Here is a 15,457-nt window from a genome sequence, read left to right as displayed (position 1 = left end):
TTTAAAATTTGAATAGATAATAAGGGTATCACTTTTTAAGTGATACCCTTTTCTGTATCATTATTTATTTCATCTTCATTATTAAAATAAACAGTTTGAGTTGGGAACGCAAACTCAACACCTATTTCTTCCGATAAGCGAATGATTTCTAACATAATTTCTTCTCGAGCTTGAAGCTCAATAATCCTCTCATTGGTACAGATGTACATTTGAAAAAGAAGATCTAACGAACTTGGCCCAAACTCATTTAGATGTACATAATAAGCATCAGGTTTACTTAATGGATGATTTTTGATTACCTCTCTAATCTCATTTGTAAACTTAATAATCTTTGCCCTCGGTGTATTATAAGTAATTGAAATCAAGGTTCTAAACCTTCTTGAGTTACGCATTCCTTTATTATCAACTCTATTATCTGATAATAAACTATTCGGGAATACCATTACTGAATCTTCAAAAGTTCTAACTTTGGTAGAACGGAATCCAATTTCCTCAACCACACCACTCAAATTATCGATTTCAATATAATCTCCAACTCTAAACGGCTGATCGGCAAAAAGCATAATGGAGCCAATAAAGTTTTTTACTGTGTCTTGAGCAGCAAAAGCGATGACAATACCACCAAATGAAAGTCCTGCTATAAAGTTGGTGATATCATACCCAAGCATATTAAAGAAAATTCCTATACCAATTAATACTGCGAAAATCCTCATCGAGGTTTTCACAATAGGAGATAGGTTCTCATTAAAGTTTAATCTATTGTATTTTGTCTTGTGATACATCTGATACACAATAATATCAACAGATCTATAGAGTATTAGTAAAATAGCGATGCCTAATAATACTCGGACAACAGTAGAAAGGTAATAAGATAAATCACTATCAATCAAGAATAATGGTAACAGCCAATTAAACATGTATAATAAAATAGCATAGTTTACGGGCTTGATAAAATGATTTATGATCCGATCAAGTATAAAGCTTTTATAATCTGGGTTAGTGATCTTAAGAGTGGCAAACTTTAATAGATAGTTCAATAAATAACCCACTATTACTAACATCAGGATTAATGAAAATAACGATGTGATTTGCCATGTATCTTTCCCTAATAGTTGATTGTTATTTTGTTTGATTTTTAAGACAAACTCAATGATTTTTCTTGAGATGCCTGGATAGATTTCATTAAATATATAAGGAATCCTTTCGGATGTATATCTTGAGAAGTACCAGTTTCCATCTGAATATTTAATAAGATAGATGTCTGGGTATTTATCTGTTATAGTAAACCTTCTTTTGTTTGTCTTTTTATCCACATAGTTCTTAAGTAATGAAACATTAGTGTTGTGTGGATAAATACCTTTGGCACTTAGAATCAGTTTTAAATCTTCTGCTAACTGTTGTCGTTTTTCTATTGAACCAATATTTTTATTAAATACTCTCGCAGCAATTCCAGGATGAAAATTATCTTCATCCAAAAAGTCATACAATGTGTGAAAAGTATGGTATGGACTACTTAATGAATATTCGAAACTATCAATTTTATGATATGAATAAAACTCATGATCCTCAGGGAAACTGATCAGTGAATCAAGAGATTGTGCATTCAATTGAATGGTGAAAAATGAAAGTAATAATAAAAATAGTTTACTGATTGGTTTTACCATAATAGAAAAAATCTTAGACTAAAAAGAGGCACCAAATCAACGATGCCTCTATATATACTGTAAAAAGTCAATTATGTTTACGGTAAACTTGCTTGATAGTTTCCTGTGGTAGGAGCAGTACCTGTTGGGTAAACCGCATAATTAACTTTTATAATATCACCATCTTCAATAACTATCTCACTTTGAGCATTTAGAATGTTTCCAATTTTTCTATCGATATCTTCTTGTGAGTTATATCTGGTATCAAAATTTGGATAACTTTCCCCTTGTGTTTTATAGTCTGCTTCTGTTAAAGTATACTCTTTGTCATGTGTGTCTCCGCCTATGTTTGTAAAAGTATAAACTGGAGCAATCTCCCAAGCTTGTAAATCTACTTTCCATTTAAAAGCATCGGTAGCAGGGTAGGTGTCAGCTGTATAGCTCCAAGCAGAATTGGTAAAGCTAAAGTAAACAACATACTCTTCGTTTCCGTCTCGGTTATATACTTCATATTGTAATACTTGAACATCACCTTCATTAGCATAAGGGTTGAAGAACAAATTCATCCAAGTAGTCATACGCGCTAGACCATCATCTTTAGACCCGAAATTACTATGTGACTGATCCATTGCAGTATAATCATCAGCAGTAAGTACATATACTTGTTCCCAAGCAGGACTTCCTGTGGCAATATATTGGATTAGAGTGTCACTATGAGTTGTACTTCCATCATAGTAATTTGCTGTTAAAGCGACAACATCTGTTCTTGAAGCTGTTTCTCCATAAGTTGCTGTCCATACAGAATCGACAATGATAATGGATTGACTTAGAGACAAAGAACTAAATGTACCAAAGCGATCGTAATCCGCCTGAGTTGCTTGATATTGTAATGAAGTGCCTTTGAATAAAGGATCATATAAGTTGTAAGTCGCGTTTAAGATATCGCCATCAACACCTACAAATTTTTGATCCAGAATTTGTGCTACACCACAGGTGTCATTATCTGGTGGTACATTTGCTGAAAAACTTTCAAAGTTTTGTACATCTTCTGAACAAGATAATCCATAGTCGTCTGATGTAAGAGTATAGGCAATTTCCGTAGGGGAAACTGCTGAACTATTCTCAAGTTCTTTATTTATATCTTTCAGTGGATCGCAGGAATTCAATCCTAATATGCCTATGAGTACGCCTGCAATTTTATATATATTTTTCATTATCAGAGTATTTCAAATTAGAATTGAACTTTTAAAGAAGTCGACCATGTTGTGCCTGCTCCGTAGAATACCTGAGCAGTTTGGTAATCATGAGTAGAACCATCAAATGCATCTGACACATATTTTACATTACCAACATTGTTGACTTTAGCATTTAAACTTGCATCAAATGGTCCCATAGGGAATTTATAACTAGCGAATAAATCGAATAAGTTATAAGTAGGAACTTGCCATGAATCAACACTTTTCTCAGGGCTATCTAATTGAGTAACATTGAAATTAGCGTATAATCTATCTGCTATATTCCAATCTGCACCAACTTTTAAACCACCAAGAACTAAATAACTAACACCGATGGCACCAGTAGTCTGAGCTGCGTCACCTACATGAACGCCTTTAGCATAGATATCAACTTCGCCAACTACTTGTTGAGTGTTATCTAGGATTGGAACACCTAATACATCACTGTTCCATTTCCAATCACCATAAGAGAACATCGCTGTGATATTCAACTTATCAGTAGGACGAATAACAAGGTCTAATTCAACACCCATGTGTAAGGCATCGATACCAGGAATATTTGCCGAGAAAGTTTCTGATGAATTGTCCGGTCTTACGGATGCTCTATAGTACTTATCTTTCCATGTAGTATGATAAAGGTTCACATTACCAGAAACTAATTTACTTCTGTAGCCATATCCTACTTCAAAGCTTAGTGCTTTTTCATTTACTACACCTGTATTTGTGTCGTTTGTGTAAGTAGGCCAAACACTATTAAAGAAGGGTTGTCTTGAAAAATAACCTGCATTGACAAAAACATTGTGATTTTCATTTAGGTTATAGTTAGCTCCACCTTTGATATTATATCCAAAAAAGCTTTGCCAATCAGTGGCTTGGTTTTCAGGTCGATATTGTAAGTAATCGATTCTTTGGAAAGATTGGTTAGATATTGATGCAGAAACAAAAGCAGAAAGTGCATCTTTAGAATACTCAGCTTGTGCAAATAGAGCTTGCCACCATACTAGGCCATCATTGTTGTATTCTACTTTATCACCCACCTTAGAAGGTCTGGCAAATGATCCAGGAGCTCCAGCTTCAGCACCACTTAAGGCAGGGTCCATATAGAATTGACCTCCTAATAAATCTTTTACTTCTCTGTAGTGATTGCCTTCATAGTATCTGATATCAAGACCACCTGTAAAGGTGATATAATCAGAGAATGTTGCTGTAAGAGTAGATAAACCTCCATACCATTGGTGGTTGTTTACACCATTTACAATTATAGATTCTGAACCTTGTCGACCAAGTGCAACATTTTCATCAACAATTCTATCAATATCAATAACACCGTCTCTTCTGTAAGGGGAGCTCCAATTAGGAGAGAATTTATCTACACCTACACCTCGAGATCCACCACCTCGACCAATAGAAGCATAAACTACAGTAGCAAGGTCTAACTTGTCATTGATGTTATAATACCAGTTTAATGACATTTGAGGTTTGTGGTAATAGTTCTCTCTAATATTAAAAACTTCACCATTTCTATACCCCCAATCACCGTTGAATTTTATTCCTCTACCAGATTCTTGATAATCCAATAAGTTCAATTTATTTGATCTTTGACCATGAACTTGAGGTGCTCCAAATACAGTAAATGATAATTGATGTTGAGCGTTAATTTCTTTTGAAACGTTGGCAAAGTAGGAGTAGCCTTCAAATTGTGTTGCATCTACAAATCCATTACCAGTAGTTTTTGCTCCTGAAACAGTGATTGCCCATCCGTTTTCGGTTTTACCAGTAGAAGCCGTAAATGCTATCTTATTATAATTGTTGTTTCCTATTCCGTAATACACACTACCGCCTTTTTTTGCATCGGTAGTTCTCGTTAAGATATTTATCGTACCACCTACAGACGGTACAGCAACTTTAGAGGCTCCTAAACCTCTTTGAACTTGCATTGTTCTCGTAACATCTGAAAGTCCTGCCCAGTTTGACCAATATACGGCACCATTTTCCATGTCGTTTACAGGAACACCGTTAATCATAACCGCAATATTTTCAGAAGAGAAGCCTCGTAAATTAATTCTTGAGTCTCCAAATCCACCACCAGATTTTGTAGCATAAACCCCTGGAGTAGATTTTAATATTTCAGGAAACTCTTGAGTACCAAGTTTTTCTTCTAGTACTTCTGGTTTTACTGTGGAAACTGCAACAGGTGTCTTACGGTCTACTGCAACAGAGGCTACTACTTCAACCTCAGCAAGGCCAATAGCATCTGATTCCATGTAAATTTCACCCATTTCAACAGTAGCACCATTGAAATCCACTTCCGTTTCTATGGATTGTAAACCAACAAATGAAATTACCACCGTAGCAGTTCCAGTTGTATTGGATTTTAATGCAAAGTTTCCATCAAAGTCTGAAGTTGTCCCTGTGGTGGTACCCTTAATAATAATAGATGCACCAATTACAGGTTGATCTATTTCTTTTTCAATTACAGTACCTTTAATGATTGTAGTCGCTTCCTGGGCATACATTAATTGAGAGAGCAATGTACATAGAAGCAGCAAAATTGCCTTTTTCATAAATTCTTTATCGTATAGAATTGTAATAATGAATAGATTGTTTTTGAATTGTGTTTTTGAGTTATGATTTGATAACTATATACAATATAAGTAATAGAGTTTATGTTAAAAGAAATTTCGTATCGCCTTAAATATATTGCCTCTCAGTTTCTTAGAAAAAGAAAAGGCCAACAAGAAATAATCCTGTTGGCCTCTTTTTTTGATTGGAAATCTACTTAGTTTCTTTCAAAAGTTTCAGTAGCTCCAGAGTAAATATAGTTTCTAGAAACTTCATTAGTACCGTTGTCATAGTACATGTAGTTTACGATAACTTCTTGTCCATCCTTCATTAAATCTGGATAGTTTTCAGTTAAGATATGATTGATTTTTGCATCAATGATATTCTCAACAGGAGTACCCTCAGGGTATTCACCTTCAACGTTGTCATAGTAACCGAAGTTACCATATTTGTCGTCTCCAGTTACTGCATAGTCAGCAGTTGTTAAAGTAATTACTTCAGCTAAAGATACTTTCCAAGCAGTTTCTGCATGTAAGTACTTAAACTTGTCAATAGTTACTGTATTTTCTTCGAAAGGTGCTACTTCGTTCCACATACCTGCAGTGAATGTATATTCTGCTAAGTAGTCGTCTGTAGATCCACTTACATAAGCATCATAACTTACTCTAATATTATCGCCTTCTTGAGCGTAAGGGAATTTTAGAGTTAAGAATTGAGGTAAGTAATTTTGGTAAGCAGTAGCTCCTGAGAAGCTATTGTATTCTAAACCAAATGAAGTATAATCCGCATCTTGTAAAGTATCATATTCATGAACAAGAGCATCTGTTGCAATTACAGCCCATTTAGCTTCTTCACTTTTCTGGAAGAAATTAACTTCATTAGAGATATCACCAATTTCACCAACTTTATAAGCTACTTCAATTTGACTTGCAACAGCTTGGTCTTCATTTAATGTATTTAAAATCTCAGTGATTTTAGATTCAACATTATCGGTTGGTAAGAATTGGTAAGTACAACCAGTTAATGTATCCGCAGCATAAGTAATTGTATCTGTACCTGCCTTGTATACTTCGAAAATTACGTCAACAGTTTTTGTTCTGTCGAATGATCTGTGGTTCTCAAGGATGTCACTAATCATTGCGTCTAATCTGCTGTCATAAGTATAACCTTTGTAGTCTCCTTCGTCATAATCTGACTCACTGAAGTTAGGGTATCTGTTTCCAGCAAAAGTGTAATCATCAGAAGTTAAAGTGATTTCTTCTTCAGCGTCTGCTTCAGTTGGTAACCATCCTTCACTTTCTAAGCAATACTCATTACCAGTAATTTGGTAATGCTCGTTTTGAAGATAAATTTTTGGAGCTAAGCTCTGAGTTAATAATGTATACTCAACTTCAATTACTCTCTGATCAGTATAAGAATTGGCATTATATGTCTCCGATAATTGTACTGGGATGTCAGTGTGAGCTTCATTGATCGTAGCGAAAACTCTGTCATCTTCAGAGATAACTAATGATGAAGGAATTGCATCATTTTCTCTTTGAAGCTTTAAATCTTCTTGTGTCTCATTATGTAACTCCTTGTAAGGATCACATGAAAATAGACCTGCGGCTAATGCTGCAATATATATTAATGACTTTTTCATTTTTCTTAATTAAGCTTTGATTAGAAGTTTAGTTTCATACCCATGTTCCAAGTTCTACCTAAACCGTAGTAAACTCTAGTAGCAGATTGTGCAGTGTGGTCAGCACCATCTTGAGCATCTGTGATGTACTCAACATCGAATAAGTTGTCAACGTTGCCATAAAGAGTAGAGTTTAATTTACCGATTTGGAATTTGTAACGGATATTGATATCAACTACGTTGAAATCTTCCATCTTCCATGCTTCACTTCTGTCTTCTGAATCGTTACGACGAGTAGGGTCGAAGTCAGCATAATTGTTTCCGAAGAAGTTATAATCAACACCTAATTTTAAACCTTTTACTAATTCATAATCGAAACCAAGTGCAGCAGTTGTTTGAGCAGAGTTACCTACATGTAGGTCTTTGATAAATACGTTTACTGAATCAACAACTTGATTATTCTGGTCGTAAATAGGTACATTATTTAAATCATTATCCCATCTCCAGTCGCCAACAGAAAGCATACCGTAGAATGATAATTTGTGATTCACTTTGTACTTCGCATCCACCTCAATACCTTGGTGAGTTGCATTTACACCTAATAAGTTTGCAGTGAAATCTTGGTTAACTGTTCTTGTAAATGAACGGTCTTTCCATTGAGTATGGTAGATGTTTACGTTAGCATTGAACTTAGCTGAACGATAACCATAACCTAATTCAAAAGATAAGATTTTTTCATTTTCCGCATCTTTGTTTCCATCGTTAGTGTAATTAGGGAAAACAGAACGGAAGAAAGGAGCTCTAGAAATATAACCTGTATTGAAGAATACATTGTGGTTATCTGTTAAGTTGTAGTTTACACCACCTTTTGCACTGTAACCTAAGAAGTTGTAGTTATCAGACTTTTGATTCTCAGGAGTGTAGTTAAAGAAGTCGTAACGAACGTAAGTCGTTTGAGATACAGCTGCTGATACAAATGCAGAAAGTCTATCTTTAGAGTACTCTAATTGTCCAAAACCACCTAACCAGTATACTTCACCATCATTGTGGTAAGCTACTTTGTCGCCAACAACAGCTTTTTGATTTGGAATGTTTACGTTAGATGTATTTAAGAAGTATTCGCCTCCTAATAAGTCTTCAACTTGTCTGTAGTGCTCTCCATAGTAGTATCTTACATCTAAACCACCCATGAAAGTTAAGTAATCTGTAAGTTTATTATCATAAACAGATAATGCACCTACCCATGTGTGATTGTTATTTGATGATCTTAAGATAGTTTCTGATCCTAAACCTTGCTCAGCTAAAGCTACGTTTTCATCTCTGATTTTCTCAAAGTCGATTTGACCATCAGCTCTTCTGTAAGCTTCAGTATCTTTAGAAGTACCTAAGAAACCAGTACCACCACCTTGACCGATAGAAACATAAGCAGATGTACTTAAGTTAGACTTTTCATTGATTGTCCAATAGTGGTTCAATGAAATTTGCGGCTTATGGTAGAAGTTAGTGAATAAGTTATATTCTTGACCGTCTAAATATCCCCAGTCTGGGTTATATCTGATACCACCATTCTTTTGGTAATCTTCGATACCTTGGTTGTAACCATTTCTTTGACCGTGAGTTTGTGGAGCACCAAATGCAGTGAATGAAAGCATGTGGTTCTTGTTGATCTCTTTTGAAACGTTCAAGAAGTAAGAGTAACCTTCAAACGATGTAGCATCTACAAAACCTTGACCTGTCGTTCTTGAACCAGAGAAAGTTACAGCAAAACCATTATCCATTTTACCTGTTGATAATGTTAAGCCGATCTTTTCCCTACCGTCATTACCAATACCATAGTAGACGTTACCGCCTTTGTCAGCATCAGTTGTTTTAGTTAAGATGTTGATTGTACCACCAATAGAAGGAACAGCTACTTTAGAAGCACCTAAACCTCTTTGTACTTGCATTGATCTAGTCACGTCAGATAAACCAGCCCAGTTCGACCAGTATACTGAACCGTTTTCCATATCGTTTACTGGCACACCGTTGATCATTACAGCGATGTTAGCAGAAGAGAATCCACGAAGGTTAATTCTTGAGTCACCATAACCACCACCTTGTTTAGTAGCGTATACACCAGGAGTCGATTTTAATATTTCAGGAAATTCTTTTGTACCTAATTTAGTTTCGATAGACTCAGGGTTGATTGTAGAAACTGCAACCGGAGTCTTACGGTCGATTGCTACAGAAGCAATCACTTCCACTTCATTCAGACCAATTGCATCAGAAGCTAATTTTAACTCACCGAATGAAACTTCTTCACCAGTAAGGTTTACTTCTTTTTCAATTGATTTGTAGCCAACAAATGAGATGATGACTTTTTTTGGACCTTGTTGTTGAGTTCTGATAGCGAACTCTCCATTGAAGTTTGTAATAGAACCTGTTGTAGTTCCGTCAATAACAACCGTAGCACCGATAACTGGGTCTTTAGTGTCATTGTCAATTACAATACCTTTAATCAAGGTTGACACTTCTTGGGCAAATGTTGAAAATGAAATCAACGTTGTTAGAAGCAGTAAATAAAACTTTTTCATAAAAAGAAAAAAAGTTAAATGTTAGATGGAATAAATTTGAAATTGTTCGCCACAAAAGTATACATACAATCGATATCTTAAAATAGTTAACATTAATCTTAATATTGTTAAATATTTAAAACCTTCAAATTCAGTGTTTTACGGATTGTTAATAATAATAAATGAATAATAATTCATGATAAGTTAACATATAAAACGAATGTTAACTATCTGATAGTTAGCGTATTGCGTAATTTAATTTATTGCATTTTAACATAGTGAAGATTGTTTGTTTTATAAAAATAGGCTGATGTAGAATAATCTTTTGCTGATTGGGTAGTATTGCAATTATTTTTTCTTTAAACAGAATTTAAGTTTTCTCTTTTCTGTTTGGGTAAAAATTTAAAAAATAAAAAAACACCCTATCAACTCAATGATAGGGTGTACCTGTATGCTATAAATTAAAAGCTTTTGTAATCAGAGATTACTTCTTGTCTTTTAATTGTTGTTTCAAGTTAGCTAAAGCATCTAAATCACCTAAAGAAGTCGTAGCTTCTTCATTTGACGCTGCTTGTGCTTTTCCGCCACCTTTCTTAGGAGCTGCTTTTTTGCTTGGAGCTGGATCCGAGTAAGTGTGAACGTGAGAAAGAAGGATTCTCTTATCCTCTTTTGAGAATTCTAATACTTTGAAGTCTAAAGACTCACCAGTTTCTGGTGTAGAACCGTCTTCTTTCTTCAAGTTTTTAGTCATTGCGAAACCTTCGATACCGTATGGTAACTCGATAACTGCACCTTTGTCTGATTTAGAAAGGATAGTACCTTTGTGCTCAGAATCAATAGTAAATACAGTTTCGAAGTGCTCCCATGGGTTTTCTTCTAATTGCTTATGACCTAAAGCTAAACGACGCTCCTCAGGGTTGATCTCAAGAACGATCACGTCTAATTTCTCACCTTGTTTGATGAACTCAGATGGATGCTTGATCTTCTTAGTCCATGATAAGTCAGAAACGTGAACTAAACCGTCGATACCTTCTTCTAATTCTAAGAATAGACCGAAGTTAGTCAAGTTACGAACAACGCCAGTGTGTTTAGTACCAACAGCGTACTTGTCTAATAAGTCTTGCTTAGTCCAAGGATCTTCAGTTAATTGCTTGATACCAAGAGACATCTTACGCTCGTCACGATCGATAGTTAATACTACTGCTTCGATTTCGTCACCAACTTTGATGAAGTCTTGAGGGTTACGTAAGTGTTGTGACCATGACATTTCAGAAACGTGGATCAGACCTTCAACGCCTGGCATGATTTCTAAGAATGCACCGTAATCAGCAACGTTTACGATTTTACCTTTAACTTTAGCTCCAACTTCAACATCTGCACCAAGAGAATCCCAAGGGTGAGAAGTAAGTTGTTTCATACCTAATGAGATACGTTTCTTGTCATCATCAAAGTCAAGTACAACAACGTTAACTTTTTGGTCAAGCTGCAATACTTCCTCTGGATGAGAAATACGACCCCAAGAGATGTCTGTAATGTGAAGAAGACCATCTACACCACCTAAATCGATGAATACACCGAAGTTTGTCATGTTTTTGATCACACCTTCCAAGATTTGACCTCTTTCTAGGTTGTTCAAGATGCGTTGTTTTTGCTCTTCCAAATCCTTCTCGATAAGGATCTTATGAGAAACTACAACGTTATCATTTGCGTGGTTGATTTTAACCACTTTCAATTCCATCTTCTTACCTACGAATACGTCGAAGTCACGGATAGGCTTCACATCAATTTGAGAACCTGGCAAGAACGCCTCGATTCCAAAGATATCAGTGATAAGACCACCTTTAGTTCTACGCTTAACAACACCTTCGATAACAACGTCGTTATCAAGAGCATTTTGGATATTCTCCCAAGCGCGAACGATTTTAGCTTTTCTTCTAGAAAGAACAAGTTGACCGTGATTGTCTTCTTGTTGCTCAACAAATACCTCAACTTCATCACCTACTTTTAGGTCTGGAGTGTCACGGAATTCGTTTGAAGGAACTAAACCATCAGATTTGAAGCCGATGTTTAAAACTACGTCACGATCAGTAATAGAAACTACAGTAGCTTTAACTACTTCCTGCTCGTTAAGTTGGTTTAATGTACCTTCGTACATTTTTAACATTTCTTCTTTTTCGGCAGCTGAATAACCGTCACCGAATGCTGATTGTGAGCTTTCAAACTCGTCCCAGTTGAAGTCTTGTGATTGTTCTGACATAATTGTAATAGCACTTTTTACGCCCTTACGTTAGTGCTGTCACGTAAGAGATTAATTTTAAATATGTTATAAATTTGTTGATCCCAGAGCTAGTACGTGGAAAATCAAACGGTCGAAATACAGAGCTAGTACGTGCATTTCGGCCTGCAAAGATAGTAAATAATTTTCAATATTAAAAAACTGACTTTAGGTGTAATGTTAAGAAGGGTAAATGTGAATCAGAACAGTTTTATAAATTGAAGAGGGTAAAAAGAAAGCCTATTGTTAAGAAAACAATAGGCTTTTATATTATGCTTCGATTTCGCTGGTTTCTGATTCAAACCAATTGCCATCTCCATCAATAATTTTTATCAGTTCATCTACAGCACTTTCAGAAGGGACGCCTCTTTTTACTACATCTTGGCCTCTATATAAGGTAATCTTTCCTTTACCAGAACCAACATATCCATAATCAGCATCTGCCATCTCTCCAGGGCCATTGACAATGCATCCCATAATACCAATTTTCAAACCTTTTAGATGATCCGTTCTTTTTCTAATCATCGCTGTTGTCTCTTGAAGATCAAATAAAGTACGTCCACAAGAAGGACAAGAGATGTATTCGGTCTTAGTCATTCTTGTTCTTGCTGCTTGAAGGATACCAAACGCAAGGCGATTACTTGTAGTTAATTGATCAAGTAATTCTTCTTTATTGTTTGAAGGAAGCGGTTTTAAGAAAACGCCATCACCTAAACCATCTATTAAGACACCACCAATATCCGTTGAGCAATATAATTGTAGTTCATCTGGAGTGACATTCTTATAATCTCTTTCAATGACAACAGGGCAACCAACATTAGCAGCATATAATTTAAATAAGATAGCTCTTAACTCAGGCATTGTATGAGAGTTCTCAGAGAAAATCCATAAGACTACAGTTGTATCTTTTGATAAATCCTCAATAACTTGCTCATTAATATCATTGATATTTCCTCTGACAAAGTTTAAACTATTATGCTTGTTAGCAGAAGAAAAATAGTTCTCAACAGAGAATAGTGGATAGGTATCCATATTAGATTGCCAAATATCAGCATCTACAATATTTTTCATCCCGCTAGGTGACATAAATGGGAGAGGTGCTTTACCTGTATAAATAAAATCAGCACCATGGTCTGACATTCCCCATTTGTCAGTTGCAGGAAGATAATGATGTCCGATACTTTTAAGATCTGACATTTGTATGTTTTCCACTTCACTAAAGTCAGCAATTACTCTTGGAACGTTATGATCACCAAAAGTATCTACCTCTATAGTTTTACGTCTTTCGTATTGGAAAGGGTTTTTGGGAGAAGCGTCAATTGTTGTATTAATTTGATCAGCAGTAGCTGCTCTATCATCATATCTGTTGATAAGGGCTGCTGCAACTGGAGCTTCCGCTTCTGGAGCTTCTGTTAAAGAAACACGAACCGTGTCGCCAAGACCATCTTCAAGTAAAGTACCAATACCAACAGCAGATTTAACTCTACCGTCTTCACCATCACCTGCCTCAGTTACACCTAAATGAAGAGGATAGGGTTTGAGCCCTTCTTCTTGCATTTTCTGTACAAGTAAACGATAGGCCTGAACCATCACTTGCGTATTACTTGCTTTCATTGAAAGAACAATATTGTGATAGTCTAAGTCATCACAAATCCTTAAGAACTCAAGAGCTGATTCTACCATGCCAAGTGGAGTGTCTCCATATCTACTTAGGATACGATCAGATAAAGAACCATGATTGGTACCGATACGCATAGCAGTACCATGTTCCTTACAGATTTCCACAAGTGGAATAAAACGTTCTCTAATTCTTTCTAACTCTGCTTGATATGTTTCATCATCATATTCAATGAAATCAAATTTCTTTTTATCAGCATAGTTACCCGGGTTGATACGTACTTTTTCAACGATCTTTGCTGCGACTTCTGCAGCATTGGGAGTGAAGTGAATATCAGCAACTAATGGGACATCGTACCCTCTTGCCTTTAATCCTTCTTTTATATTTTTAAGGTTCTCAGCCTCTTTAATGCTAGGAGCAGTAATTCTAACGTATTCACAACCAGAATCTACCATTCTTATTACTTCTTCGATAGATCCTTCTGTGTCCATAGTGTCCACCGTTGTCATAGACTGTACTCTAATCGGGTTTGAACCACCCATTGGAATACCTCCAATTGTTACTTCAACAGTTTCCCTTCTCTGGTAAGAGTTAATATCGTCACAATACCAATTTGTGTGCATAACTACAATTCTTCTTTTAAACGTTATTTGTGGCAAAAATAGGGATAAAAATTAATTAAGAATGATGATTTAAAAATAATAAAGAAGTTTAAACCTACATTTTTAATATTTGATTTAAATCAGGAATACAACCCTGTAACTATCAAATAGTTTTAAGAATGAAATAAAAAAAAGAGACTCACAAAAAATGAGTCTCTCACCTGATATCTTTAAGATGTGGATTCTTTCCTACTAGACATTCATTAATGAATCTCTTCTACGCATTTTACCTGCTGGAATACCAAACATCATTTTAAATCTTCTACAGAAGTAAGCTGTATCTTTGTACCCAACCTCTGAACCAATTGCTCGAATACTCTTTCTAGAAGTACGAAGAAGCTCAACAGCTTTCTCCATTCTTTGGTATTCAATGTAATCTTGTGGGTTGATACCTGTCAACATCTTAAAGTATTGCCCAACATAGTCTTCAGATACATTGGCAACATTTGCTAAAATTTTGTTAGACAAATCGCTAGATAAATTGTCTTTGATAAAATTGAAGATATCGATTAGACGAGGATCTTTAAAGTAGTTGCTATTTGTAGCAATTTGCTCAACAAATAATTTCTGCTCTAATACATGTCTAAACACTTCAATGACAGCATACTCAGTTAAGTTCGTAGCAATACGGTCTTTGCCAGGCTTTTCGCCTAAAGATTCTTGATAAATTTTATCAATAGCCTCATTAACTTCTACTTGCTCCGGAATAATAAAAGGGGGGATGTCAAGAGAATTAAAAAAGTTTACTGAATCAAAAGCCTTGGCGTCAAAAGTTACCGAAGTGAAACTAGTTTGTACGGTATGGATAGATACATCGTCAGTGATTTTTCTTAAGTATGAGTCTCTATCGTTAATAAAACTTTCGTTAGTAACTTCAGTAGTATCAGAATCACCAAAAGTGATTTCGACAGATTTACCACCTGGAATAAAAACTAGGTCACCTTTCTTTGCTATTTCATCTTCGGTGATTTGGATAACGCCTGATTTCACCTGGATGACAGTGTTTTGTACGTCGTAGAAGTTAGAAACTTTTACAGAACGTATTACATTCAGACTGTTGGATCTGATAAACTTGATGTTTAATGATTCAATAATTTTGTTGTACTCTTCAATCATAGTCATTGTAAATTAATGAGGAGAAATACTATTAACTACACAGTTATTGGGTTCGTAATCTTAAATGAATTATATAAATTGTACAATTTCTAAATTCGTTTACCTGATTAATTATTGGACAAAAATAGGATAAAAACTATGTAACAATAGTTAAAATTAGTTCCATATCTTAA

At 35.3% G+C, this 15,457-nt stretch carries 8 protein-coding genes; all 8 read right to left on the bottom strand.

Features of this window, described 5'->3' with window-relative positions:
* Positions 1-35 precede the first annotated feature (35 nt).
* The 8 genes from QL232_RS11655 to QL232_RS11620 all read right to left on the bottom strand — a co-directional run bounded on the left by QL232_RS11655 (position 36) and on the right by QL232_RS11620 (position 15,281).
* On the bottom strand, positions 36-1,664 hold the full coding sequence (locus QL232_RS11655; protein ID WP_281614250.1) for a mechanosensitive ion channel family protein: 1,629 nt from the start codon (positions 1,662-1,664) through the stop codon (positions 36-38).
* Between the two features lie 77 nt (positions 1,665-1,741).
* Positions 1,742-2,857 (bottom strand): hypothetical protein, encoded by a 1,116-nt coding sequence (locus QL232_RS11650; protein WP_281614249.1) that lies wholly within the window; start codon positions 2,855-2,857, stop codon positions 1,742-1,744.
* Positions 2,858-2,874: 17 nt separating this feature from the next.
* Positions 2,875-5,442, bottom strand: coding sequence for a TonB-dependent receptor (locus QL232_RS11645; protein WP_168883322.1), 2,568 nt, complete (start codon positions 5,440-5,442; stop codon positions 2,875-2,877).
* 215 nt (positions 5,443-5,657) lie between these two features.
* Positions 5,658-7,082, bottom strand: a complete 1,425-nt coding sequence (locus QL232_RS11640; protein WP_281614248.1) for a hypothetical protein — start codon at positions 7,080-7,082, stop codon at positions 5,658-5,660.
* Positions 7,083-7,102: 20 nt separating this feature from the next.
* The gene (locus QL232_RS11635) at positions 7,103-9,634 is read right to left on the bottom strand and encodes a TonB-dependent receptor (RefSeq protein ID WP_281614247.1); all 2,532 of its coding nucleotides are present in this window, start codon (positions 9,632-9,634) and stop codon (positions 7,103-7,105) included.
* A 463-nt stretch (positions 9,635-10,097) separates the two neighbouring features.
* Positions 10,098-11,870 carry a 30S ribosomal protein S1 gene (gene rpsA, locus QL232_RS11630; RefSeq protein WP_168883319.1) on the bottom strand — a complete coding sequence of 591 codons (1,773 nt, stop codon included), beginning with the start codon at positions 11,868-11,870 and terminating at the stop codon, positions 10,098-10,100.
* A gap of 288 nt (positions 11,871-12,158) precedes the next feature.
* Positions 12,159-14,129 carry a (E)-4-hydroxy-3-methylbut-2-enyl-diphosphate synthase gene (gene ispG / locus QL232_RS11625; RefSeq protein WP_281614246.1) on the bottom strand — a complete coding sequence of 657 codons (1,971 nt, stop codon included), beginning with the start codon at positions 14,127-14,129 and terminating at the stop codon, positions 12,159-12,161.
* 231 nt (positions 14,130-14,360) lie between these two features.
* Positions 14,361-15,281, bottom strand: coding sequence for an AraC family transcriptional regulator (locus tag QL232_RS11620; RefSeq protein WP_281614345.1), 921 nt, complete (start codon positions 15,279-15,281; stop codon positions 14,361-14,363).
* Positions 15,282-15,457 lie beyond the last annotated feature (176 nt).

Origin of the sequence: Flammeovirga sp. SubArs3 (assembly GCF_947387565.1) — a bacterium.
GTDB classification, from domain to species: Bacteria; Bacteroidota; Bacteroidia; order Cytophagales; family Flammeovirgaceae; genus Flammeovirga; species Flammeovirga agarivorans.
The sequence above is the reverse complement of the archived record's forward strand: the minus strand, read 5'-3'. Positions and strand labels throughout refer to the sequence as shown.